The sequence below is a fragment of the Pseudomonas sp. LJDD11 genome, assembly GCF_024584215.1.
Lineage (GTDB): Bacteria > Pseudomonadota > Gammaproteobacteria > Pseudomonadales > Pseudomonadaceae > Aquipseudomonas.
In genome coordinates this window covers 363,394-387,518 of the sequence record NZ_JANJFL010000002.1, presented here as the reverse complement: position 1 = coordinate 387,518, position 24,125 = coordinate 363,394, and the positions used below count along the sequence as shown (strand labels likewise).

Here is a 24,125-nt window from a genome sequence, read left to right as displayed (position 1 = left end):
CTCACTCTTCGCTGGTATGCACTTTACGGTGCAGGATGGCCTGGAACTCGTCGGCAAAGGTGTAGTAACGGCCGATCAGAGTCTCGGTGCGCGCGGCGAAACGGTTGTAAGCCATAACGGCCGGGATGGCTGCAAACAGGCCGATGGCCGTTGCAATCAGAGCCTCGGCAATACCTGGCGCTACGGTGGCCAGTGTCGCTTGCTGGGCGGTGGCCAGACCCCGGAAGGAGTTCATGATCCCCCACACAGTACCGAACAGACCAATATAAGGACTGGTCGAGCCGACGGTTGCCAGAAACGGCAGGCCGGTTTCGAGCTTTTCTTCTTCGCGGGAAATGGCCACGCGCATCGCACGCGCTACGCCTTCCATCACCGCATCCGGGTCAACGCCCGGTTGCTGACGCAGACGGGAGAACTCCTTGAAGCCGGCACGGAAGATCTGCTCCACACCCGAATCCGGATCAGGGTTGCTGCCAGCCTGACGATACAGCTTGGACAGATCGATGCCCGACCAGAACCGCTCCTCGAAACTTTCCAGCGCACGCCGGCCGGCCCTGATCATGTTACTGCGCTGAAAAATCATTACCCATGAGGCAACCGAGGCAGCCACCAGGCTCAGCATGACCAACTGCACGACAATGCTGGCATTGCTGACCAAACTCCACATGGAGGTATGGTCGACGACGTTAGCAGCTTCCACGTTCTATCTCCTGCTCTGAATCTGAAGGTAAGCCCGCGCCACTGTGCTGCAAGGCAAAAGCCGCACGCAGCGTTTCTGGAATGGCCCGGGGTCTGAAACTATCGGCGCTGACACACGCCACCAGGAACTGCCCCTCGCAGAGCAGCGTTGCATCGGCCACTCGCGTGACCTGCTGGCGAAAACGCAGGCTGGCACGGTTGAGTTCGATAACTTGCGCGGTGACCAACAGTTCGTCGTCCAGCCGCGCCGGCTTGTGGTAACGCGCCTCACTGGAATGCACGACAAACAACAGGTTCTCATCGGCCAGCGTGGACTGGTTGAACCCCAGTTGCCGCAGCTGCTCGGTGCGAGCCCGTTCCATGAATTTCAGGTAATTGACGTAGTAGACGACGCCGCCGGCATCGGTGTCTTCGTAATAGACGCGACAGCGATGTGCGAACGACTGAACCCCGTTTTGCGCGCGCATACTCTAGTGCTTACTCCTCGGGTTGCCAATCGGATGTAGCAACTGTTTTTCAAGGTTTGGCCCGCTAACGCAAGGCGCCTGCCCGAGAACAGCAATCCACCAGCTTGCAGCGCAGGCCAGTGCCGCTCCAGAGCCATTAGTCGGCATTATCATCTACAGGTTCCCCGGTAGCTGGCATTTCGCCCATTCGTGACGGAATATTCAGCCCGAAATGCAAATACGCATGGCGAGTGACGACTCGGCCCCGAGGGGTACGCATGATATACCCCTGCTGGATCAGGTAGGGCTCAAGTACATCTTCAATGGTATGGCGCTCTTCACTGATCGCGGCCGCAAGACTGTCGACCCCCACCGGACCACCGTCGAATTTCTCAATCATGGCCAGCAGCAAGCGGCGGTCCTGATGATCAAAACCATGCTCATCGACATCCAGCAGGTTCAAGGCCTGGTCCGCCGCCTGCCGAGTGATCTGGCCATTGCCGCGCACCTGCGCGAAATCGCGTACCCGGCGCAGCAGACGGTTGGCGATTCGCGGCGTACCGCGCGCCCGGCGGGCGATCTCAAAGGCGCCCTCAGGCTCGATGACCAGCCCGAGGATATTGGCCGAGCGCGCGACAATGGTCGACAGGTCGGCAATGTTGTAGAACTCCAGACGCTGCACGATTCCGAAGCGATCACGCAGTGGATTGGTCAGCATGCCGGCACGGGTGGTGGCACCAACCAGGGTGAAAGGCGGCAGGTCCAGCTTGATCGAACGGGCTGCCGGCCCCTCGCCAATCATGATGTCGAGCTGGAAGTCTTCCATCGCCGGATACAGCACTTCTTCGACAATCGGCGAAAGCCGGTGGATCTCGTCGATAAACAGTACATCGTTAGGTTCGAGGCTGGTCAGGATCGCTGCCAGGTCGCCAGGCCGCTCCAGCACCGGTCCGGAGGTACTCTTGATCGAGACCGTCATCTCCTGAGCAATGATATTGGCCAGCGTGGTCTTGCCAAGGCCGGGCGGACCGAAGATCAGGGTGTGGTCCAGAGACTCACTGCGCCCTCGCGCGGCCTGAATGAACAGTTCCATCTGCTCGCGCACGGTGGGCTGGCCAATGTAGTCGGCCAGGCTCAGCGGGCGAATGGCGCGGTCGAACTGCTCGTCCCGGTCGCGCCCCCCGCTGGCAGTTATCAGGCGATCGGCTTCTATCACTTACGCCATCCCCTTCAACGCACGACGAATGAGTTCGGCACTGTTCAAATTCTTTTCCTTGATCGCGGAAACGGCTTTGCTCGCTTCCTGAGGTTTGTAGCCCAGGGATATCAGCGCACTCATCGCATCGGACTCGGCACTGGCCACTGGCTCAAGCGCTTCGGGCCCATTGGAAACCAGGGTAAAGGCACCCGGCAAGACCTCCCAGGCCTTGAAGCGGTCCTTGAGCTCGACCAGCAGACGCTCGGCGGTTTTTTTGCCGACCCCCGGTATACGGGTCAGTGCCGAAGTGTCCTGGGCCTGAACACAACGCACCAGCTCATCGACATCCAGCCCCGACATGAGCGCCAAGGCCAGCTTGGGGCCTACACCGTTGAGCCGTATAAGCTCGCGAAACAGCTCACGCTCGCGCTTTTCGAAAAAGCCATACAGCAGGTGCGCGTCTTCACGCACCACCAGATGAGTGTGCAAGGTCACGGTCTCACCGGCATGAGGCAGCCGATAAAGCGTACTCATTGGCACCTCCAGCTCGTAGCCGACACCATTGACATCCAGCAGCAGATGCGGAGGCTGTTTCTCGATCAGGGCACCGCGTAAACGTCCTATCACCTGTCAAATCCTGTATTGCCTGTCGCCCAGGCGAAAAATGGACATAAAGCTTGCCGCAGGCAAGTGAAAAAATGCGAGCGAATGCTGCAATCAGAGCCGCAAGCGCCCGCCCCGACTGCGTGCAGCCCCCAGGCCATGAGCTATCAGGCTTGAACGGGTATGGGCATGACACAAGGCGATTGCCAAGGCATCGGAAGCGTCAATCTGCGGCTTGCTGGTCAACTTGAGCAGATGCATGACCATGATCATGACCTGTTCTTTGTTAGCCCCGCCGGTACCCGCCACTGCCTGCTTGACCTGAGTCGCCGTGTACTCGGCAATTTCCAGGCTCTCTTCGGCACCGGCCACAATCGCCGCTCCGCGCGCCTGCCCCAGCTTGAGCGCAGAATCGGCATTGCGCGCCATAAACACCTTCTCGATGCCCATGGTGACCGGCTCATAAGTACGAATCACCTCTCGCACACCGCGATAGACGATTTGCAGGCGCTCGTGCAATTGCCCCTCACCGGTACGGATGCAACCGGAGGCCACATAGATGCAACCACGGCCGGTATCGCGCACAACGCCATAACCGGTAATCCGGGAGCCTGGGTCGATACCTAAAATAAGAGTCATAACGCTTGCTGTCCGATCACGCTATCGATACCGCATAAAACAGAAACCGAAGGTGCACAGCGCGGCCGGAGCCGTCACTGCGCGCCTTCGGCGCTCTGGTGTTATCAGGATCAGCCGAGCTGTTCCATGATCTCGTCAGGGATTTCCGCGTTCGAATAGACGTTCTGCACGTCGTCGAGGTCTTCAAGCATGTCGATCAGCTTGAGAACCTTCTGTGCATTGTCCAGGTCCAGCACCGCACTGGTGCTTGGCAACAGCACGATTTCCGCATCACTACCCTTGAAGCCAGCAGCCTCCAGCGCATTACGCACCGCATAGAAACCGGCAAAAGAAGTAAACACATCGAAAGAGCCATCAGGATTACTGACCACGTCGTCAGCATCGGCCTCCATCGCCGCTTCCATCAGGGCATCTTCTTCGACACCGGCAGCGAAAGAAATCTGCCCCTTGCGATCAAACAGGTACGCAACCGAGCCGTCCGTGCCCAGATTGCCGCCACATTTGCTGAAAGCATGGCGCACTGCAGCAGCGGTACGGTTGCGGTTATCGGTCATGGCCTCGACCATGATCGCCACACCGCCAGGACCATAGCCTTCGTAGCTCAGTTCGACTACATCATCACCATCGACGGCGCCGACACCACGTGCCACGGCGCGATCAATGGTGTCGCGAGTCATGTTGGCACCCAGAGCCTTGTCCAGCGCCAGGCGCAAACGTGGGTTGGAAGCCGGGTCGCCGCCACCGGCACGGGCAGCGACAGTCAGCTCACGAATCCACTTGGTGAAGATCTTGCCTTTTTTGGCATCCTGACGCTCTTTGCGGTGCTTGATATTCGCCCACTTGGAATGACCTGCCATTTATTGCTCCGGTATCTCTCAGAAACACGATCGCCTCTCGCCCACACAAGGCGGGCGAAAGGCGCAATTGCATGACCTTGGCGCAAACTGCAAGGCGCGATCAAACGCCCTGCACTGCCTTATTCGGCTTTCTGTTGCTCGCGCAGGCGGATGTGCAGCTCACGCAGGGCTTTGGCATCCACCACACCCGGAGCCTGGGTCATGACGTCTGCAGCACTCTGGGTTTTCGGGAACGCGATGACTTCACGGATGGACTGGGCGCCGGTCATCAGCATCACCAGGCGATCCAGACCGAAGGCCAGACCACCGTGCGGTGGAGCACCGTACTTCAGTGCATCAAGCAGGAAGCCGAACTTCTCTTGCTGCTCGTCTTCGGCAATGCCCAGCAAACGGAATACCGCCTGTTGCATTTCCTTGCGGTGAATACGAATGGACCCACCACCGAGTTCAGTACCGTTGAGCACCATGTCGTAGGCACGCGACAACGCGGCACCCGGATTGGCTTCCAGCTCTTCAGGGCTGCACTTTGGCGCCGTGAACGGGTGATGCAGCGCCGAGAACGAACCGTCATCGTTCTCTTCGAACATCGGGAAGTCGACAACCCACATCGGCGCCCATTCACAGGTGTGCAGATTCAGATCGTTACCAAGCTTGATCCGCAGCGCGCCAAGAGCTTCGCTGACAACCTTGAACTTGTCGGCACCGAAGAACACGATATCGCCATCGACCGCGCCCACACGATCAAGGATCACATTGAGGTTAGCTTCAGGAATGAACTTGACGATCGGCGACTGCAGCCCCTCGACACCCTTGGCGCGCTCGTTGACCTTGATGTAAGCCAGCCCCTTGGCGCCGTAGATACCGACGAACTTGGTGTAATCATCGATCTGGCTACGCGGCATGTTCGCCGCACCCGGAACGCGCAGCGCGGCAACACGCCCTTTCGGATCGTTGGCCGGACCGCTGAACACCTTGAAGTCGACCGCATTGAGCTGATCGGCAACGTCGACCAGTTCCAGCGGAATGCGCAAGTCAGGCTTGTCCGAACCGTAACGGCGCATGGCCTCTTCGAAAGGCATGTGCGGGAACTCGCCGAACTCGACGCCCAGCACTTCCTTGAACAGTTGACGAACCATTGTCTCGGTCAGACCAATGATGTCTTCTTCGTTCAAAAAGCTGGTTTCGATGTCGATCTGGGTGAATTCAGGCTGACGATCGGCACGCAGGTCTTCATCGCGGAAGCACTTGGCGATCTGGTAGTAACGATCAAAGCCCGCCACCATCAGCAGTTGCTTGAACAGCTGTGGCGACTGCGGCAGAGCGAAGAAACTGCCGGGGTGGGTACGGCTTGGCACCAGGTAGTCGCGAGCACCTTCCGGCGTAGCGCGCGTCAGGATCGGCGTCTCGACGTCCAGGAAGCCGTTGTCGTCCAGGTAACGACGGATGCTGCTGGTGATGCGCGAGCGCAGCCGCAGCTTCTCTGCCATTTCCGGGCGACGCAGGTCGATGAAACGATACCGCAGGCGGGTCTCTTCACCGACATCGGAGAATTCGTTGAGCGGGAACGGCGGCGTTTCCGACTCGTTCAGCACTTCCAGCTCATAGCCAAGGATTTCAATGGCGCCGGAAGCGATATTGGTGTTGGCAGCACCGGCCGGGCGGGCGCGCACCTTGCCAACGATCTTGACGACGAACTCGCTGCGGACCCGGTCGGCTGCGGCGAAGGTCTCGGCGCGATCAGGATCGAAGACCACTTGGGCCATACCTTCACGGTCACGGATATCGAGGAAGATCACTCCCCCGTGGTCACGACGACGATGGACCCATCCGCAAAGGGTAACTTCCTGACCTTCCAGACTCTCGTTCAGTTGGCCGCAATAGTGGCTGCGCATCATGATGGTGTATTCACTTCCCGTAATTCGAAATTCAGTGGAGGCTTCGTCCTCCCTGGCGTGGACCCAATAGTGCAAGAGCCTGGACGTGCAGTTCAAGCGGATCCGCCCACGCGCAGGCGTGCCAGTGGCAGACGGGGCAGTATATAGAGTTAATCGCAGCGTTGCAGCCGCACGCCCCGCGAATTACGGACAGCAGAACGGGGCTGCCCGAAGGCAGCCCCGCAGAATAGAGAGCCAGGGATACTCAAAGCCGGACTTGCGCCTTGAGCAGATGGGCTACGCACACGACCCGAATCAGACCACTGAAATTCTTGACCCCACCGTAACGCAGATGAACCTCCCGATCGATATTCGACAGCACGGCATTGATTGAACAGTTGTTCGACCGAGCAATCGTCGACAGGACATTCCAGTAGACATTTTCAAGCCGCAGGCAAGTCGCCAGGCCATTGAGCCTGACCGACTTGGAATGGGGCTGGGCCAGCGCCATGCTGAACCCTTCTATAAAGGGATCTTCGGACACCGCACCCAAGCCTCCTGGCTCACCGACCTCACGTTCAACATCTCGAACCATGATAATCATCACCTCTGAACAAGCATCTAAACGAACCTGAGAGAAACATTTAAAAATAAACAAATGCCTCGCTATAAAGCCCGAAACGAGAACGCTTATCCAGCAGGTCTGGCAAGCAAACCATGTAGGACATAACCACTACAACGCGAGGAATAGTCAATTCAACCGCGCTTACAGCAACAACTAACGGAGCGGGTAATAAATATATATAGAAGCCCCCAGGGATTCTGTCAGTGAGTGGCACCGAAGCGCCACTCACCGGAGAACTCAGCGGGTTTCGAGCATCGAGCGCAGCATCCATGCTGTCTTTTCATGCACCTGCATACGCTGGGTCAGCAGGTCTGCGGTCGGCTCATCACTGACCTTGTCGAGCAGCGGAAAAATGCTCCGCGCAGTGCGGACCACGGCCTCTTGCCCCTGAACCAGGCTGCGGATCATGTCCTCGGCATGCGGCACACCCTCTTCTTCCTTGATGGAAGACAGGCGCGCGTAGGTCGAGTAGGTGCCCGGCGCCGGAAAACCAAGCGCACGAATACGCTCAGCGATGGAGTCCACTGCCAGGGCCAGTTCGTTGTATTGCTCTTCGAACATCAGGTGCAGCGTGCGAAACATTGGCCCGCTGACGTTCCAGTGAAAGTTGTGCGTCTTGAGGTACAACACATAAGTATCCGCCAACAGATGGGAAAGTCCGTCAACGATCGACTTGCGATCCTCTTCACTGATGCCGATATCGATTGCCATGCTGCATATCCTTTTAGCGACGATGAAAATTCAACAGGCATTACTTTAGCAAGAGATGCCCTGCGAAGCAGCCCTATCGAGACCATAGAAAACCTTGATACGCCGCGGCCCTGAGAACACTGCAACCGCACAAGGGTTCCACCGGACCAACGGCAACCGGCTCACCTGAGCACTGATTTGAGTAGGTCAAGGCTTTGCTGTTAAATACACAGCCCGTGTATCACGCCTTCCTTATTTTTGAAGCGTACCGGGCGTTACCCGCTATTTCCTCGTGATCCATCCTGATGTGAGTTTTTTGACATGTTGAAAATCGTCCACCTGGTAACGGGAACAGCAGCCTTGCTGCTGTCACTCATACCCAGCCTGCGCAATGAAGCATTATTGTCCTACCTGCCACAGCCCGATGCGTTGTACCTGGCATTCTTCGGCCTGCTCAATCTGTTGATCGCACCGGTCATTCCCCACTGGAAAAAGGGCCCGCGCCGCAGCCTGCAAACCCTGGCCAGCATTCTGCTGGTCCTGGCAGTCGTCGCCCAGATCCTGGTCTTGCTGGTGCCACTGCCAAGCGTCGCCGGTCAGCCCGCCGTCGTGCTCGGGCTGGCAATCACCTTTTGCGCGATCATCCTGCATCTGGGCACCACCCTGCACAAGCGCTCCCCCACACCGGTGCCGCAAAGCCATGAACTTGGCCAGCGCGATACCGGCACGGTGAAGTGGTTCAACTCTTCAAAGGGCTTCGGTTTTATTTCCAGAGACTCAGGCGATGACATCTTCGTCCACTTCCGTGCGATTCGCGGAGAAGGTCACCGCGTCCTGGTCGAAGGCCAGCGTGTAGAGTTCTCGGTCATGAATCGTGACAAGGGCCTGCAGGCAGAAGATGTGGTAGCTGCCGCGCCACGCCGCTAATACCTGGCAACATGAAAAAAGCCGCGTGATACGCGGCTTTTTTCATTTAGTAATGAGGCGGTGGAGCCTCATCATCCAGACCATCGACCCGATGGCTCATTTCTTCCTGGCGCCTGGCGAGCAGCAAAAACTGCTGCTGCAAACGTTCCACGATTCGCTGCTGGCCTACCAGCTCATCATTGAGCGCCTGAATAGTATCGTCCTGAAATGCCAGCCTGCTCTCAAGCTCGGTGATCCGCGCCTCAAGGCTCATACGCTCGACTCCAGCCTGAAATCCTCTGGCAGCACAGGCCGCAGACGCTCAATCAGTGCAGCAACCTGCCTTGGCTCATAAGGCAGCGCCGTCAGCTTGCCCCATACCGGAGCAGGCCACGCCCCATCATCGCGCTTGCGCACGATCACATGCATATGTAACTGGCTGACGACGTTACCCAAAGTGGCAACGTTAAGCTTGTCGGCATTGAAGGTATCTTTAAGGATGGCCGCCAGAGCGGTGGTTTCCCGCCATAACTGCGCCTGGTCATCGGCATCGAGTTCAAAAACCTCGCTGATACCTGCGCGACGCGGCACCAGAATAAACCAGGGATAGCGAGCATCGTTGCTAAGCAGCAAGCGGCATAGAGGAAAATCCCCCAATGGCAGAGTGTCTTGCTGCAAACGTGAATCCAGAGCGAACACCATACGACTCCTGACGGGAGAACAAAAACATCACACAAGGCTGGCAGGATAACAAAAACCCGACACGACCGGCTCGCTCTCAACCCGGCGTGCAGAAACGCCAGCCCCGGCTAAGCTGTCGAGTCAGTCAAAGGACCGCTCGCCGCGTCTTCAGCACGATGAACCAGATTCTGACACTCGCACGTGCAAACGCACCAAAACGAATCAAGAATGTGTATCTGGCATACCTCAATACCAGGATCTACCCAGAACCGGCGGCGTCCGGTAACACTTTTTGTCACGCCTGGCCGGATGGGCAGCGGCAAGCAAGAATGACGAGGCCACCGCTAAAAAATGGATTTTTTCCTTAATAAACAAGAATTTATTAACAAGTCAGAATGTAAAACCTGTGATTTTCACAAATTTTTTTCATTTTCTGGGAGTTTGAGCACGCTTGTTGCTTTAACACTCGCACGCCAATTTTGAGCTCAGCCGGCGGCACCCTGTACTTGGCAAGCATCTTGCTCAAGACAAAATAGAGAAAATAAAGTTCTTGTAAAAAAGCGACATTTTAAGCGACATACGTATCCTTTTCGACGACATTGACGTATACAGCATTTGCACCCTGACCGGCACAAACCAAAAATAGCCGGCATAACAAGAAAGAGCCGCCCCTAAAAAAAATACAGATGGGGCAGCGAAAACTTCTAAACCAAAGGAGCAATCACGATGAGAGTGATGAAGTGGAGCGCAATCGCACTGGCCGTTGCGGCGGCAGCCAGCACCCAACTGGCATCGGCTGCGCCGTTTGTCAGCGACCAAGCCGAAGCCAAGGGCTTCGTTGAAGGCAGTTCGCTGAACCTGAAAGCACGCAACTACTACTACAACCGCGACAAGAAAGCTGGCGCAGTTGACGACAAAGACTGGACTCAGGGTTTCTGGGGTATCTACAACTCCGGCTACACTCAAGGCACTGTCGGTGTCGGTGTTGACGCCTTTGGTTACCTCGGCTTCAACCTCGACGGCAGCGACAAGTACTCCGGCTCCGGCAACCTGCAGACCGACAGTCAAGGCCGCAACTCCGACAGCTTCGGCAAAGCCGGTGCCGCCGCCAAATTCCGCATTTCCAAAACCGAGCTGAAAATCGGCGACATGCAGCCTAGCAGCCCGGTATTCGCAGTTGGCGGCTCTCGCCTGCTGCCACAGACCGCCACCGGTATCAGCCTGCAAAGCAGCGAAATCAAGGGCCTGGATCTGGAAGCCGGTCACTTCACTTCGACCACCAGCCAGGATGAAACCAACCGTAGCGGCGAAATCTTCGCCAACTACGCTGGCGTGAGTGCCAAATCTGCCGATTTCGTCGGCGGCAAGTACTCGATTACCGACAACCTCGGTGTAGCCCTGTACGGCGCCAAGCTTGAAGACATCTGGAACCAGTACTACGCCAACGTGAACTACGCCCTGCCACTGGGCGGCGATCAGTCCCTGGCATTCGACGCCAACCTGTATCGCACCGTTGACGAAGGCTCGGCCAAGGCCGGCTCGATCAGCAACACGGCCTTCTCCGGCTCGGTCGCTTACTCGTTCATGGCAGCTCACACCCTGACTGTAGCCCTGCAGAAAATCAACGGTGACACACCGTTCGACTACATCGGCACCGGCAACAACAACCGTGGCGGCGACTCGATCTTCCTCAACAACTCGATCCAGTACTCCGACTTCAACGGCCCGAACGAGAAATCTGCCCAGATCCGCTACGATCTGAACATGGCACCTTACGGGGTTCCAGGCCTGAGCTTCATGACCCGCTACATCAAAGGCTGGGACATCGACGGCAGCAACGCTCCAACCAATGGCCCTTACGGCTATTACGGCGCAGACGGCAAACACCACGAAACCAACTTCGAAGCCAAATACGTACTGCAGTCCGGCCCGGCCAAGGATCTGTCGTTCCGTATCCGTCAAGCATGGCACCGCGCCAATGCTGACCAGGGCGAAGGTGATGTTAACGAGTTCCGCCTGATCGTCGACTACCCGATCTCGATTCTGTAACCAGAATCCTGCACCGTGTAGCACTGGAAGCCCGGCGATTGCCGGGCTTCTTCTTTATATAGCCTTTGCACTGAAGGGCACCTCCCCGGCCATAGCCTGTACTCGACACGCCTGTGGCCGTACAATGCCGAGTCATTTTCAGTCCCAAGCAACCGATAACGGCTAATCATGCGCACCAGTCAATTTTTGCTCGCCACACAGAAAGAAACCCCTTCCGATGCGGTCGTGGTCAGCCATCAGCTGCTGCTGCGTGCCGGCATGATTCGCAAACTGGCTTCGGGCCTCTACACCTGGCTGCCGATGGGCCTGCGCGTACTGCGCAAGGTCGAGGCGATCGTGCGTGAAGAAATGGACGCCGCCGGCGCCCTGGAAATCCTGATGCCTGGCATCCAGCCTGCCGAACTGTGGCAAGAGTCCGGTCGCTGGGAGCAGTACGGTCCCGAGCTGATGCGCCTGGTCGACCGCCATGCACGCGACTTCTGCCTGGGCCCAACCCACGAAGAAGTGATTACCGATCTGGCCCGCAACGAGCTCAACAGCTATAAGCAGCTGCCGATCAACATGTACCAGATCCAGACCAAATTCCGCGACGAGATCCGTCCGCGCTTCGGCCTGATGCGCGGCCGCGAGTTCGTCATGAAAGACGCCTACTCGTTCCACGCTGATCAGGCTTCGCTGCAGCAGACCTACGATCGCATGCATCAGGCCTACACCAATGTATTCACCCGCCTGGGCCTGAAATTCCGTCCGGTGGAAGCCGACAACGGCTCCATTGGCGGCGCAGGCTCCCACGAGTTCCATGTGCTGGCCGATTCCGGTGAAGACGACATCGTTTTCAGCAACGGCTCCGACTATGCGGCCAACATCGAAAAAGCCGAAGCACTGCCGCAAGAAAAGAGCCGCCCTGCGCCGACCGAAGAGCTGCGCCTGATCGACACCCCGAACGCCAAGACCATTGCGCAACTGGTCGAAGGCTTCAACCTGCCGATTGAAAAGACCGTCAAGACCCTGGTCGTGCGCGCAGCCGAAGAAGGCAAGCTGATCGCGCTGATCATCCGCGGCGACCACGAACTCAACGAAATCAAGGCCGCCAAGCTTGAACAGGTTGCCAGCCCATTGACCATGGCCACTGAAGCCGAACTGCGTGACGCCATCGGCGCCGGCGCCGGCTCGCTCGGCCCGCTGAACCTGCCACTGCCGTGCATCATCGATCGTTCGGTCGAGCTGATGAGCGACTTTGGCGTCGGCGCCAACATCGACGACAAGCACTACTTTGGCGTCAACTGGGAACGTGATCTGCCCGTACCTCAGGTTGCCGACCTGCGCAACGTGGTCAGCGGCGACCCAAGCCCCGACGGCAATGGTGTACTGGAAATCAAGCGCGGTATCGAAGTCGGCCATATCTTCCAGCTCGGCACCAAGTACAGCGAAGCCATGAAATGCCAGGTGCTGGGTGAGAATGGCAAGCCGATCGACCTGACCATGGGTTGCTACGGCATCGGTGTTTCTCGCGTGGTGGCGGCCGCCATCGAGCAGAACAACGACGAGAACGGCATTATCTGGAACGACACCCTGACCCCGTTCCATATCGCGCTGGTTCCTTTGCGCTATGAAACCGATGCCGTCCGCGAAGCCACTGACAAGCTGTATGCCGACCTGACTGCCGCAGGCTTCGAGGTTCTGCTAGACGACCGCGACAAGAAGACCAGCCCAGGCATCAAGTTCGCCGATATGGAACTGATCGGCATTCCGCACCGCATCGTGGTCAGCGACCGCAGCCTGGCCGAAGGCAACATCGAGTACAAGAGCCGGACCGAGTCGCAACCACAAGCACTGGCCCTGGCCGACGTGCTGTCGTTCATTCAGGCTCGCATCAAGCGCTGATTCAGCGGCGCACCCGCAACCTGCGGGTGTGCCGTTTCAGTTCTTGTGCGCCCAACCTACCCAGAGACCTCATGTTCAAGCGAAGCCCCCTGAGCCTCGGCAGCGCCGCCCTGTGTGGCACCCTGCTTGTCAGCGGTTGTGCCAATCAGCTGTCACAACGCAGCGAGCACGAAGAACGCGTCGAGCGCAAACTCCTCGAACACACCCTGCAAATCGACATCGGCGAGCCCAAGACCCTGGAACTGCCGCAGCGTCGCATCCGCATTCACGAACACAAGTCGTTTGAAGTCACCGAATATGAAGTGACCCGCCATTACGACCGCTACACACCCTATCAACCCTGGCGCGAAATCTACGAGATTCCGCTTGGCGCGGTTGCAGTAGTAGCCGGCGCAGGCGCCAACGTGGTGAATATTTTTGCCCTTGGCAACCTGCCCGACAGCGTCACCCACGACTGGATCAACTACGGCGTGGCGGGTCTGAACCCGCTCATGAATGCCCCGTCTCACGGGCGCGCCGAGCAAAACCTGGCCAGCATTGACGAAGTCCAGCAAGACAAACGCATCGAAAATTCGACACTGCCATGGAATGAACGCCCGGTCCTGATCAAGGCCGGCGCCACCACCCATGAGCTGAGCACAGACCGCAATGGCGTGCTGCGCCTGAACCTGCTCGACAGCCCGTTCGCCGAGCAGGACTTGCGTCAGGTCACCCGCCTGTACATCAGCGTGGAAGATGAGCAGGACAATGCCCGTGCCAGCGACAGCCTGCCTGTCAGCCGAAATCTGCGTGGCAAGCTGCTTGAAGCTCACGGCTTGATCTACGACGATCTGGAAGATGACGAAGTCAGCCAGTGGGTTCACAGGGTCAAGCGGCTGGCCGAACTGGGTCTGGACGAACAGGCCAGCGAACTCGAACAGAGCCTGCTGGAACTGACCCGCAATGACCAGGAACTGCAGAACGAACTGATCAAGTCACTGGCAAAAGATGCAGGTCGCCTGGTTGCACCGACTGCGGCAGAGGAATAAGCGCTAGAAAAGCTCAAGCTGCTCATGTGCGCCACGCAGATCCTGCAGGCGCACACCTATTCCGAGCAACCGGACCGGCCTGTCGCCCCGGGCAAATGCCTGACTCAGCAACTGCTGATAACTGGCCAGATCCCTTCCCGCCCCCGCCTGCTCCAGGGTGGTCTGGGCGAAATCATGAAACTTGACCTTCACGAACGGTTTGCCGGGCCGGTAATGGCTATCCAGGCGTGCCAAGCGCTTCTCCAGCGACTCCATCAGCTCGGGCAGTTTTGCGACACAACTGGCCAGATCAGGCAAATCGGTGTCGTAGGTGTTTTCGACGCTGACCGACTGGCGCCGACTGTCATTCTGCACCGGCCGCTCGTCGATGCCCCGCGCCAGATTCCACAACCGCTCGCCAAAGCTGCCGAACTCACGAACCAGCGCCAGCTTCTGCCAGCCGGCCAGGTCCGCACAACTGACAATCCCCAGACGCCCCAACTTGTCGGCGGTCACCTTGCCGACACCATGCAGCTTGCTGACCGGCAAACCAGTGACAAACTCCTCGACCAGGTCAGGGGTAATGACAAATATCCCGTTGGGCTTTTTCCAGTCACTGGCAATCTTGGCCAGGAACTTGTTGGGCGCTACCCCGGCCGAGACCGTGATATGCAATTGGCTGGAGACCCGACGGCGAATGTCCTGGGCAATGCGCGTCGCACTGCCGGCGAAGCGACTGGACCCGGAGACATCCAGATAGGCCTCATCCAGCGAGAGCGGCTCGATCAGGTCGGTATAGTCGCGAAAGATCGTATGAATTTCCCGGGATGCTTCTTTATAAGCATCCATACGCGGTTTGACGATGGTCAGATCCGGGCAAAGCTTTAACGCATGGTGGGAAGACATGGCTGAGCGCACACCGAAAGCTCGCGCCTCGTAATTACAAGTCGCAATCACCCCGCGCCGATCCGCAGAGCCTCCCACCGCCAACGGAATACCCGCAAGCTTCGGGTTGTCGCGCATCTCGATGGCTGCGTAAAAGCAGTCACAGTCGATATGGATGATCTTACGCTGCGCCATGTCCTGCGATCAGTGAACTTCAGATGGACAGTATCGTATCACCCTGCGCAGCTGACACGCCTGAACACGGCAAGGCACTTAAAAAGTCGCCTGAACTGAGTCAACCGACTGACCAAACCCGCCGCCGGTCAGACAAACGATCACTAACTGATTGAAGAAAAAGCACTTTTTTGAATTATGCGCTTGACAGAAAATTATCATTCTGTAGACTCTCCATCCACAGGCGCGGGATGGAGCAGCCTGGTAGCTCGTCGGGCTCATAACCCGAAGGTCGTCGGTTCAAATCCGGCTCCCGCAACCAGATATACGAAAAGGCCACTTGAAAAAGTGGCCTTTTTTGTTGCTTTATTTTTAAAAGCAATACTGTTCGATCAGGCGCTTTATGCCCCCGGTGGGAGCGACCCTGGTCGCGAAGAGGCCAGCAAAGTCACTGCATATGCTGTGATCTTACTGGCCTCTTCGCGAGCAGAGCTCGCTCCCACCCGGTCCGCAGCGTTTATCTGAACAGCATTGTCTTTCAAAGACATATCCCTACTTCTTCGACTATTTTATTGACACACTCTTTTTTATCTGTAGAATGCGCAACCTCAGACGCGGGATGGAGCAGCCTGGTAGCTCGTCGGGCTCATAACCCGAAGGTCGTCGGTTCAAATCCGGCTCCCGCAACCAGATACACGAAAAAGGCCACTTGAAAAAGTGGCCTTTTTTTGTGCACCGTTTTTATCTGCGCCACTGCTTACAACCTGTTATTTTCACTTCACGCTTGACACAAACTTATTAATCCGTACAATGCCGCCTCACAGACGCGGGATGGAGCAGCCTGGTAGCTCGTCGGGCTCATAACCCGAAGGTCGTCGGTTCAAATCCGGCTCCCGCAACCAGATACACAGAAAAGGCCACTTGAAAAAGTGGCCTTTTTTGCGTCTGCACGAAAGCTTTTCCAGCCACCAGAAGCATTCACGCAAGTCGTTGATAAAAAACTCTTTAGCCTGACTGCCAGGAACCCCCTATTATCCTTCCCCGTAACCGGATGTGTCGGCAACACCAGTTTTTTGCTGCCCTGCCGACACCTTTATGACTAGTCTCAAAATGCAACGATCTCAACCGGCTATCAGTAATGGCACGCGCCCACTCATCGTCTTGCGATCATTGTGATAAAGAGCCAGTCTGAATCGCTGCTGAACAGTTGCGCCCTGCTCCATTGGCCAGTCGCTCGCCAGTCGCTGACGCGCTAACATCTCGACATACTTTTGCGTAGGGATCGGTAACTTGGTTGTAGACCTCAATCCTGTCGCGCGCACTCCAGGAAGTGAATGATGCGCGATCATCCGTCAGAGCCCCTCGAAGCCGTTACGGCGACCCAACCGATACAACCTGTGCGCCTGCAATGGCTGGAGCGCCTGAGCAAGTATCGCCAGCCCATAGGGCTGGCAGTCATGCTGGTGCTGTTTGGCATGGCTTTGATCGCCTGCCGGCACATGTTGATCGAAATGGATTTCTTTGCCCTGCGCGACGCACTGTACGCCGTCCCGCTCCCGGCGCTGGGCGGCGCTCTGCTGGCAGCGATCATCGGCTACGTGATTCTCATGGGCTATGAACTCTCAGCCAGCCGGTACGCGGGCGTCAACCTGCCAACCCGCACCCTCTTGCTGGGTGGTTTCACCTCATTCGCGATTGGCAACGCGGTTGGCCTGTCGATGCTATCCGGCGGCTCGGTGCGTTACCGCCTGTATTCACGCCATGGTATCGGCGCCATCGAAATTGCCCGCATGACCGTGTTCGCCAGCCTGTCGCTGGGTTGCGCACTGCCGCCACTGGCCGCCATTGCGACACTGAGTAACCTGTCTGGCGCATCGCTGGCGTTGAAGCTGCCCGTCGACGTACTGGCCAGTGTGGCCATCGCGGTACTGGCTGGCAGCCTGATCCTGGCTATCGCGGTCTATCGTCGGCGCCTGCCGGAACAAGACGTGCCCCACGTGCTGCTGGTGCGCGCCGGGCGGCGCTCGCTACGTCTGCCAGACCTGCGCCTGACCCTGGCTCAACTGGTGATTACCGCACTGGACGTCGTTGCAGCAGCATTGGTGCTGTACCTGCTCCTGCCACAGTCACCGCCCTTGGGCGCGTTCATTCTGGTTTATCTGCTGGCCCTGGCGGCTGGCGTGCTCAGCCATGTACCAGGCGGCGTCGGAGTGTTCGAAGCCGTCCTGCTGGCGGCGTTCGCCAATGAACTGGGCGCCGCACCACTGGCCGCCGCCCTGCTGCTCTATCGCTTGATCTACGTGGTCCTGCCACTGCTGCTGGCGTGCCTGACGCTGCTGTTCACCGAAGCCAAGCGCCTGCTGTTTGCCCAACAGGCGCTGCGGGTTGCCTCCGGGCTGGGCGCACCGGTCCTGGCATTGCTGGTGTTTCTCTCTGGGGTCGTATTGCTGTTCTCCGGTGCCACCCCAGAGATCGACACCCGCCTGGAAAATGTCGGGTTCATGATTCCGCATCGCCTGATCAATGCCTCTCACTTTGGTGCCAGCCTGATCGGCGTGCTCTGCCTGCTGTTGGCCCAAGGACTGCGGCGGCGCCTGTCAGCGGCGTGGATGCTCACCGTGATCCTGCTGGTGACAGGTGCAGTGCTGTCGATGCTCAAGGGCTTTGACTGGGAAGAAGCCAGTCTGCTGCTGCTGACCGCCGTGCTGTTGATCGCTTTCCGGCGCTCGTTCTACCGTCCCAGCCGCTTGCTGGAACTGCCGTTTTCTCCGCTGTATGTGATTGCCAGTACCTGCGTAGTAGGTGCGTCGATCTGGCTGCTGCTGTTTGCCTACCAGGACGTGCCTTATAGCCATCAATTGTGGTGGCAGTTCACCCTGGACGCCGACGCCCCGCGCGGCCTGCGCTCGGCGCTGGGCAGCGCGGTATTGCTGCTGGTAGTGTCCCTGACCTGGCTACTGCGCACCGCCCGCCCCGGCATCAAACTGCCTGACGCCCAGGAACTGGACAAAGCCGCCGCGATCCTCAAGGCCTCCAACCAGCCCGACGGCGGCCTGGCGCTGACCGGCGACAAAGCCATTCTGTTCCACCCGGACAACAACGCCTTCCTGATGTATTCGCATCGCGGGCGCAGCCTGGTGGCCTTGTATGACCCGATCGGCCCGGCCCAGCAGCGCGCCGAAATGATCTGGCAGTTCCGCGACCTGTGCGACGTACACCACGCAAGGCCAGTGTTCTATCAGGTTCGCGCCGAAAACCTGCCCTACTACATGGATATTGGCCTGACCGCGATCAAGCTCGGTGAAGAAGCACGGGTTGATTTGCGGCGCTTTGACATCGACGCCAAGGGCAAGGAGATGAAAGACCTGCGTTATACCTGGAACCGCGGCAGCCGTGACGGTCTGACCCTGGAGATCCACGAACGCGGGCAGGCTCCGCTGGACGAGCTCAAGGTGATTTCCGATGCCTGGCTCAGCGGCAAGAATGTGCGCGAAAAAGGCTTCTCGCTCGGACGCTTCACCCCCGAGTACCTGCAGTATTTCCGCATCGCCATCATCCGCTTTCAAGGCAAGCCGGTGGCCTTCGCCAACTTGCTGGAGACTTCCAGCCTGGAGCTGTCCAGCCTTGATCTGATGCGCGCCCACCCCGACGCACCGAAGTCCACCATGGAGTTCATGATGATCGGCCTGATCCAGCACTATAAAGCCGAAGGCTATGCCCGCTTCAGCCTGGGCATGGTGCCATTGTCGGGCCTGCAACCAAGGCGCGGCGCGCCGCTGACTCAACGCCTGGGTTCGATGGTGTTTCGTCGTGGCGAACAGCTGTACAACTTCCAGGGGCTACGCCGCTTCAAGGACAAATTCCAGCCTGACTGGGAACCGCGCTACATGGCCGTACCGGCCGGACTCGATCCGCTGGTGGCCCTGGCAGACACCGCCGCCCTGATTGCAGGCGGCCTGACTGGATTGGTGAAACGCTGATGATTCGACGTGTATTACGCTATGTACTGATAATACTGGCGCTGGTTCTGCTTGCCGCATTGGGTACATGGTTCTGGCACCGCCCCGCTACACCGGCCACCGTCGAGCACGCCTCTCTTGAGGATGGCTCGGCTATCACCCTGGTAACCCCGGCCAGCCGGGTCAAGGCCCGCATTGCTCTGGCAGTCAACAGCAAAGACAAACTCAGCGACAAGCAACTGCAGGCACTGGGCACTGACGCCGCCGCCAGCATCATTCAGGTAGAACTGCCTGCCGATGACTGTGTGCTGCAAAGCCAGGTGTTCAGTAACGCTTTGCAGAAACTGGACGGCCCGGCCACCGTCGTCGGGGGCATCGGCCACGGTGCCACCCTGGCCTGGCGCTGGCTGGCTGCCCAGACCGACGACAAGGCCCAGGCAATTTCGGTGGGCTTTGCCCTGCAGCATGTCTCCAATCCGCCACCGGAACTTGAAGAAGGCGACATCCCGCCGCAGATCTGCGACGAGCCATTGCCGCAAAAAGCCCCGCATGGCAAATGGCTGGCAGCCTTCAACGACGCCCCGGATGACCCGAGTGCGGCGTTTGTACGCGACCAGCCCAATGCCGAGACCAGCATCAGCGATTACGACATCCCCCTGAGCCAAGTGCTCAATACCGAGCTGCGTCATGCCCTGCTTGGTGAAAATGACGCCGGCGGCCTGGGCGTGCCCACCGTTGAGGTACCAGCCAGCCAGAGCAGCGATACCGTGACCCTGTTCCTGTCCGGTGACGGCGGCTGGCGCGATCTGGACAAGGTTATCGCTGGTGATATGGCCAAGGTCGGTTACCCGGTGGTGGGCATCGATGTGCTGCGCTACTTCTGGGAGCGCAAGTCACCGGAACAGATCGCCACAGACCTGACCGAACTGATGAATCACTACCGGCAGAAATGGGGCGCCAAGCGCTTTATCCTGGCGGGCTATTCATTTGGCGCCGACGTGTTGCCAGCGGCGTATAACCGCATGGCACCGGAAGATCAGGAGCGCGTCGATGGCATGATCCTGCTGGCCCTGGCGCGCAGTGGCAACTTCGAGATTCACGTCGATGGCTGGCTGGGTAATGCCGGCACCGAGGCCAGGACCGGACCGGAGGTTGCCAAATTGCCGGCAGCCAAAGTGCTGTGTGTCTACGGTGCCGAGGAGAAGAAGGACAGCGGCTGCACCGATACCAGCATCGTCGGCGAGGTGCTGGAACTGCCGGGCGGGCATCACTTTGATGAGAACTATCCGGCACTGGCCAAGCGACTGATGCGCAAAATCGATCAGTGGCAAGGCAAGGTGCCTGCGAACGCTCAATAAGCCGCCAGCTTGGTAAAAAAGCCCCGCCACCTTCCGGTCGCGGGGCTTTTTTGCGGTCTAGATTTCGACCTGGGTCCCGAGTTCGATCACCCGGTTGTATGGCAACTTGAAGAACCGCAGGTTGCCGTTGGCATTCTTGAGCATGAAGGCGAACAGCGCTTCGCGCCAACGGGCCATGCCGACAATTTTCGAGGGGATCACGGTCTCCCGACTCAGGAAATAGGTGGTGCGCATCGGGCTGAAGTCCAGATCCTCAAGATGACACAGAGCCAGGGCCTGAGGCACGTCCGGTTCGTCAATGAAGCCAAAGTGCAGGATCACCCGATAGAAACCCTCACCATAAGCTTCAACTTCGAAACGCTCACTGGCCGGTACTCGCGGACGATCTTCATAGACGACTGTCAGTAACACCACCTGTTCGTGCAGCACCTGGTTGTGCAGCATGTTATGCAGCAACGCATGCGGCACAGCATCAGAGCGCGCGGTCAGGAATACCGCCGTACCCTGTACCCGGTGTGGCGGTTGCACACGAATACTGCCGATAAAGATCGGCAGCGGCAGACCCGCCTCGTCAATGCGCTCGGACAACAACTGCCGGCCGCGCTTCCAGGTGGTCATCAGGATGAACAGTACCGCACCGGCCAGCACCGGGAAGGCGCCACCCTGGACGATCTTCGGCACGTTGGCAGCAAAAAACAGACCGTCGACCAGCAACAGGCCGACGAGTAGCGGCACCGCCAACAGCGGCGGCCACTTCCACAGCAGCAGCATCACTGCCGCCACCAGGAACGTGGTGCACAGCATGGTTCCGGTCACCGCCACACCGTAGGCCGAGGCCAGCGCGCCGGACGACTCAAACCCCAACACCAGCAGGATCACGCCGACCATCAGCGCCCAGTTCACCGCACCGATGTAGATCTGCCCTTGGGCGTCACTGGAGGTGTGTTGAATGAACATGCGCGGGATGTACCCGAGCTGAATGGCCTGCAGGGTCATGGAGAAGGCCCCGGAAATCACCGCTTGGGAAGCAATGATGGTCGCCAGGGTCGAGAGCGCGATCAGCGGCAACAGCGCCCAGCCCGGTGCCAGCAGATAGAAGGGGTTGCGCACTGCTTCAGGGTGTTCCAGCACCAATGCGCCTTGACCGAAATAGTTAAGCAGCAGCGCCGGCAGCACCAGGATGAACCAGGCCCGGGAAATCGGCTTGCGGCCAAAGTGGCCCATGTCGGCATACAACGCCTCGGCACCGGTCAGCGCCAGCACCACCGCGCCCAGAATCGCCACGCCGATGCCAGGATGGACGATAAAGAACCGCACCGCCCAGACCGGGTTAACCGCCTTGAGCACCTCGGGCGTATGCACGATGCCATAGATGCCCAGTGCCGCCAGCACCAGAAACCAGGTCACCATCACCGGCCCGAACAGCACCCCGATTCGCGCCGTACCGTGTTTCTGGATCAGGAACAGCCCCACCAGCACCACCAGCGCCATGGGCACGATCCAGCGCTCCAGCCCCTCGAAGGCCAGTTCCAGCCCCTCCATGGCCGACAGCACCGACACCGCCGGGGTGATCATGCTGTCGCCATAGAACAGCGCTGCACCGAACAGGCCAAAGGCAATCATCACCATCTGCAAGCGCGGGTACTGCGTCGTAGCCCGCCGCGCCAGCGCGGTCAGGGCCATGATCCCGCCCTCACCCTGGTTATCGGCACGCAGCACAAACACCATGTACTTGAACGACACGACCCAGATCAGCGACCAGAAGATCAACGACAAGACGCCGAGAATCGCATCATGGGTGACTTCCACCCCATACCCCCCCTGAAACACTTCCTTGAGCGTGTACAACGGACTGGTACCGATATCCCCGTACACCACCCCGACCGCCGCGACCAGCAGACTCAAGGGCTTGGCGGCACTTCCTGTTCCGGCCTGACTACTTGCATGACTCATCGAACACTCCCGAAGCCGGAACCTGAGATCCAAAACAGAATTAACAACAGGAAACAATTGAGTTTGCACGGTTTATTGACATTCGCCGTGCGCAACGGCGCGAAGCATAGCGCAGCACTCGTCTTATTTCTCTTCTAACCACTGGTCATGACGCCGCGTGATCGCTAGAATTGCGCACTTTTTGACCAGAGGCGCACCCAGCGCCCAGTCGGTGCCCGCGCTGTGCGACGAGGCCCACCATTACACCGAGGTTTGCCATGTCCACCACTAATACCCCCGCATCCGCTCCCAAAGTCGGATTCGTAAGTCTCGGCTGCCCAAAGGCGCTTGTAGACTCCGAACGCATCCTGACCCAATTGCGCATGGAAGGTTACGAAGTCGTGCCGACCTATCAGGATGCCGATGTGGTGGTGGTCAACACCTGTGGCTTCATCGACTCGGCCAAGGCTGAGTCGCTGGAAGTGATCGGCGAGGCGATTGCCGAGAATGGCAAGGTGATCGTGACCGGCTGCATGGGCGTCGACGAGAACGTGATCCGCAATGTGCACCCGAGCGTGCTGTCGGTCACCGGTCCCCAGCAGTACGAGCAAGTGGTTACCGCCGTTCACGAGGTGGTGCCGCCCAATCACGAGCACAACCCGCTGATCGACCTAGTGCCACCGCAAGGCATCAAGCTCACCCCGCGCCACTATGCGTACCTGAAGATTTCCGAAGGCTGCAACCACAGCTGCAGCTTCTGCATCATCCCGTCGATGCGCGGCAAGCTGGTCAGCCGCCCGGTGGGTGATGTACTGGACGAAGCGCAGCGTTTGGTCAAGGCGGGCGTCAAGGAACTGCTGGTCATCTCTCAGGACACCAGCGCTTATGGCGTGGACGTCAAGTATCGTACCGGCTTCTGGAACGGCCAGCCGGTCAAGACTCGCATGACCGAACTGTGCCAGGCCCTGAGCACTCTGGGCGTATGGGTTCGCCTGCACTATGTTTACCCATACCCGCACGTCGATGAGCTGATCCCGCTGATGGCCGCCGGCAAGATCCTGCCGTACCTGGATATCCCGTTCCAGCACGCCAGCCCGAAAGTACTCAAGTTGATGAAGCGCCCGGCCTTTGAAGACAAGACCCTGGCGCGGATCAAGAACTGGCGCGAACAGTGTCCGGAGCTGATCATCCGCTCGACCTTTATTGTCGGCTTCCCGGGCGAGACCGAGGAGGACTTCCAGTACCTGCTCGACTGGCTGACCGAAGCCCAGCTCGACCGCGTCGGCTGCTTCCAGTACTCGCCGGTAGAAGGCGCACCGGCCAATGACCTGGACGTGCCTGAAGTCCCCGATGACGTCAAACAGGAACGCTGGGATCGCTTCATGGCTCACCAGCAGGCAATCAGCGCAACACGCCTGCAGATGAAGATTGGCAAGGAAATCGAAGTATTGATCGACGAAGTCGACGAGCGCGGCGCAGTCGGCCGCTGCTTCTTCGATGCCCCGGAAATCGACGGCAACGTCTACATTGGTCTGGAAGACGACAGCCCGGTCAAACCTGGCGACAAGATCATCTGCCGGGTCACTGACGCAGACGAATACGACCTGTGGGCTGAAGTGCTGTAAGCCGCCTGGCGTGCTTTCGAGCCCTGCCATTGGC

General features: G+C 58.6%; 20 protein-coding genes and 3 tRNA genes. 10 read left to right on the top strand and 13 right to left on the bottom strand.

What is annotated here, in order from left to right; genetic code table 11:
* Position 1: 1 nt before the first annotated feature.
* The 9 genes from tolQ to NRB16_RS04345 form a co-directional block, all read right to left on the bottom strand.
* Complete coding sequence (gene tolQ / locus NRB16_RS04385) at positions 2-667, bottom strand: protein TolQ (protein WP_045494459.1); 666 nt, start codon at positions 665-667, stop codon at positions 2-4.
* Positions 668-686: 19 nt separating this feature from the next.
* On the bottom strand, positions 687-1,166 hold the full coding sequence (gene ybgC / locus NRB16_RS04380; RefSeq protein ID WP_045488960.1) for a tol-pal system-associated acyl-CoA thioesterase: 480 nt from the start codon (positions 1,164-1,166) through the stop codon (positions 687-689).
* 136 nt (positions 1,167-1,302) lie between these two features.
* Positions 1,303-2,361 carry a Holliday junction branch migration DNA helicase RuvB gene (ruvB, locus tag NRB16_RS04375; protein WP_257105554.1) on the bottom strand — a complete coding sequence of 353 codons (1,059 nt, stop codon included), beginning with the start codon at positions 2,359-2,361 and terminating at the stop codon, positions 1,303-1,305.
* On the bottom strand, positions 2,362-2,970 hold the full coding sequence (gene ruvA / locus NRB16_RS04370) for a Holliday junction branch migration protein RuvA (RefSeq protein ID WP_045488954.1): 609 nt from the start codon (positions 2,968-2,970) through the stop codon (positions 2,362-2,364). It lies immediately after the preceding gene.
* Positions 2,971-3,060: 90 nt separating this feature from the next.
* Positions 3,061-3,585: a crossover junction endodeoxyribonuclease RuvC gene (gene ruvC / locus NRB16_RS04365; protein ID WP_045488951.1), complete on the bottom strand. Its 525-nt coding sequence runs from the start codon at positions 3,583-3,585 to the stop codon at positions 3,061-3,063.
* Between the two features lie 110 nt (positions 3,586-3,695).
* Positions 3,696-4,442, bottom strand: a complete 747-nt coding sequence (locus NRB16_RS04360; RefSeq protein ID WP_045488949.1) for a YebC/PmpR family DNA-binding transcriptional regulator — start codon at positions 4,440-4,442, stop codon at positions 3,696-3,698.
* A 119-nt stretch (positions 4,443-4,561) separates the two neighbouring features.
* Positions 4,562-6,337, bottom strand: a complete 1,776-nt coding sequence (gene aspS / locus NRB16_RS04355; protein WP_045488948.1) for an aspartate--tRNA ligase — start codon at positions 6,335-6,337, stop codon at positions 4,562-4,564.
* Between the two features lie 244 nt (positions 6,338-6,581).
* Positions 6,582-6,917, bottom strand: coding sequence for a ribbon-helix-helix domain-containing protein (locus NRB16_RS04350; protein ID WP_045494457.1), 336 nt, complete (start codon positions 6,915-6,917; stop codon positions 6,582-6,584).
* Positions 6,918-7,178: 261 nt separating this feature from the next.
* Positions 7,179-7,652, bottom strand: coding sequence for a Dps family protein (locus NRB16_RS04345; RefSeq protein WP_045488947.1), 474 nt, complete (start codon positions 7,650-7,652; stop codon positions 7,179-7,181).
* A 300-nt stretch (positions 7,653-7,952) separates the two neighbouring features.
* Between NRB16_RS04345 and NRB16_RS29435 the strand changes: the two genes are divergently transcribed.
* On the top strand, positions 7,953-8,558 hold the full coding sequence (locus tag NRB16_RS29435) for a cold-shock protein (protein ID WP_045488945.1): 606 nt from the start codon (positions 7,953-7,955) through the stop codon (positions 8,556-8,558).
* Positions 8,559-8,604: 46 nt separating this feature from the next.
* Here the strand turns inward: NRB16_RS29435 and NRB16_RS04335 are convergent, their stop codons facing one another.
* Both NRB16_RS04335 and NRB16_RS04330 read right to left on the bottom strand, forming a co-directional pair.
* Positions 8,605-8,811 carry a SlyX family protein gene (locus tag NRB16_RS04335; RefSeq protein ID WP_045488941.1) on the bottom strand — a complete coding sequence of 69 codons (207 nt, stop codon included), beginning with the start codon at positions 8,809-8,811 and terminating at the stop codon, positions 8,605-8,607.
* Positions 8,808-9,236: an HIT domain-containing protein gene (locus tag NRB16_RS04330; protein ID WP_045494454.1), complete on the bottom strand. Its 429-nt coding sequence runs from the start codon at positions 9,234-9,236 to the stop codon at positions 8,808-8,810. Before NRB16_RS04330 ends, NRB16_RS04335 begins: the two co-directional genes overlap by 4 nt.
* 708 nt (positions 9,237-9,944) lie before the next feature.
* On the opposite strand from NRB16_RS04330, the gene NRB16_RS04325 reads away from it, so the two are divergent.
* From NRB16_RS04325 to NRB16_RS04315, 3 genes are all read left to right on the top strand, one after another.
* On the top strand, positions 9,945-11,267 hold the full coding sequence (locus tag NRB16_RS04325) for an OprD family porin (RefSeq protein ID WP_045488938.1): 1,323 nt from the start codon (positions 9,945-9,947) through the stop codon (positions 11,265-11,267).
* Positions 11,268-11,435: 168 nt separating this feature from the next.
* A complete protein-coding gene (locus NRB16_RS04320; protein WP_045488936.1) occupies positions 11,436-13,151 on the top strand; it encodes a proline--tRNA ligase in 1,716 nt (571 codons plus the stop codon).
* Positions 13,152-13,222: 71 nt separating this feature from the next.
* Complete coding sequence (locus NRB16_RS04315) at positions 13,223-14,179, top strand: hypothetical protein (protein WP_257105553.1); 957 nt, start codon at positions 13,223-13,225, stop codon at positions 14,177-14,179.
* A 3-nt stretch (positions 14,180-14,182) separates the two neighbouring features.
* Here the strand turns inward: NRB16_RS04315 and dinB are convergent, their stop codons facing one another.
* Positions 14,183-15,238, bottom strand: coding sequence for a DNA polymerase IV (gene dinB / locus NRB16_RS04310; protein ID WP_257105552.1), 1,056 nt, complete (start codon positions 15,236-15,238; stop codon positions 14,183-14,185).
* A gap of 224 nt (positions 15,239-15,462) precedes the next feature.
* Here dinB and NRB16_RS04305 point away from each other — a divergent pair.
* From NRB16_RS04305 to NRB16_RS04285, 5 genes are all read left to right on the top strand, one after another.
* Positions 15,463-15,539 (top strand) — tRNA-Met (locus tag NRB16_RS04305).
* A gap of 291 nt (positions 15,540-15,830) precedes the next feature.
* A tRNA-Met gene (locus tag NRB16_RS04300) sits at positions 15,831-15,907 on the top strand.
* A 135-nt stretch (positions 15,908-16,042) separates the two neighbouring features.
* Positions 16,043-16,119 (top strand) — tRNA-Met (locus NRB16_RS04295).
* Between the two features lie 435 nt (positions 16,120-16,554).
* Positions 16,555-19,197, top strand: a complete 2,643-nt coding sequence (mprF, locus tag NRB16_RS04290; protein ID WP_045488928.1) for a bifunctional lysylphosphatidylglycerol flippase/synthetase MprF — start codon at positions 16,555-16,557, stop codon at positions 19,195-19,197.
* On the top strand, positions 19,197-20,534 hold the full coding sequence (locus NRB16_RS04285; RefSeq protein WP_045488925.1) for a virulence factor family protein: 1,338 nt from the start codon (positions 19,197-19,199) through the stop codon (positions 20,532-20,534). The genes mprF and NRB16_RS04285 overlap by 1 nt, the downstream gene beginning before the upstream one ends.
* Before the next feature lie 57 nt (positions 20,535-20,591).
* Here NRB16_RS04285 and NRB16_RS04280 read toward each other — a convergent pair whose 3' ends face one another.
* Complete coding sequence (locus NRB16_RS04280) at positions 20,592-22,487, bottom strand: potassium transporter Kup (protein WP_045488922.1); 1,896 nt, start codon at positions 22,485-22,487, stop codon at positions 20,592-20,594.
* Positions 22,488-22,744: 257 nt separating this feature from the next.
* Between NRB16_RS04280 and rimO the strand changes: the two genes are divergently transcribed.
* On the top strand, positions 22,745-24,091 hold the full coding sequence (gene rimO, locus NRB16_RS04275; RefSeq protein ID WP_257105551.1) for a 30S ribosomal protein S12 methylthiotransferase RimO: 1,347 nt from the start codon (positions 22,745-22,747) through the stop codon (positions 24,089-24,091).
* Positions 24,092-24,125 lie beyond the last annotated feature (34 nt).

What these genes read in the sequence shown, in the direction of transcription:
- tolQ (WP_045494459.1), bottom strand. Translation starts at nt 667, where the DNA reads ATGTGGAGTTTGGTCAGCAATGCCAGCATTGTCGTGCAGTTGGTCATG.
- ybgC (WP_045488960.1), bottom strand. Translation starts at nt 1,166, where the DNA reads ATGCGCGCGCAAAACGGGGTTCAGTCGTTCGCACATCGCTGTCGCGTC.
- ruvC (WP_045488951.1), bottom strand. Translation starts at nt 3,585, where the DNA reads ATGACTCTTATTTTAGGTATCGACCCAGGCTCCCGGATTACCGGTTAT.
- NRB16_RS04360 (WP_045488949.1), bottom strand. Translation starts at nt 4,442, where the DNA reads ATGGCAGGTCATTCCAAGTGGGCGAATATCAAGCACCGCAAAGAGCGT.
- aspS (WP_045488948.1), bottom strand. Translation starts at nt 6,337, where the DNA reads ATGATGCGCAGCCACTATTGCGGCCAACTGAACGAGAGTCTGGAAGGT.
- NRB16_RS04345 (WP_045488947.1), bottom strand. Translation starts at nt 7,652, where the DNA reads ATGGCAATCGATATCGGCATCAGTGAAGAGGATCGCAAGTCGATCGTT.
- NRB16_RS29435 (WP_045488945.1), top strand. Translation starts at nt 7,953, where the DNA reads ATGTTGAAAATCGTCCACCTGGTAACGGGAACAGCAGCCTTGCTGCTG.
- NRB16_RS04335 (WP_045488941.1), bottom strand. Translation starts at nt 8,811, where the DNA reads ATGAGCCTTGAGGCGCGGATCACCGAGCTTGAGAGCAGGCTGGCATTT.
- NRB16_RS04325 (WP_045488938.1), top strand. Translation starts at nt 9,945, where the DNA reads ATGAGAGTGATGAAGTGGAGCGCAATCGCACTGGCCGTTGCGGCGGCA.
- NRB16_RS04320 (WP_045488936.1), top strand. Translation starts at nt 11,436, where the DNA reads ATGCGCACCAGTCAATTTTTGCTCGCCACACAGAAAGAAACCCCTTCC.
- NRB16_RS04315 (WP_257105553.1), top strand. Translation starts at nt 13,223, where the DNA reads ATGTTCAAGCGAAGCCCCCTGAGCCTCGGCAGCGCCGCCCTGTGTGGC.
- dinB (WP_257105552.1), bottom strand. Translation starts at nt 15,238, where the DNA reads ATGGCGCAGCGTAAGATCATCCATATCGACTGTGACTGCTTTTACGCA.
- mprF (WP_045488928.1), top strand. Translation starts at nt 16,555, where the DNA reads ATGCGCGATCATCCGTCAGAGCCCCTCGAAGCCGTTACGGCGACCCAA.
- NRB16_RS04285 (WP_045488925.1), top strand. Translation starts at nt 19,197, where the DNA reads ATGATTCGACGTGTATTACGCTATGTACTGATAATACTGGCGCTGGTT.
- NRB16_RS04280 (WP_045488922.1), bottom strand. Translation starts at nt 22,487, where the DNA reads ATGAGTCATGCAAGTAGTCAGGCCGGAACAGGAAGTGCCGCCAAGCCC.
- rimO (WP_257105551.1), top strand. Translation starts at nt 22,745, where the DNA reads ATGTCCACCACTAATACCCCCGCATCCGCTCCCAAAGTCGGATTCGTA.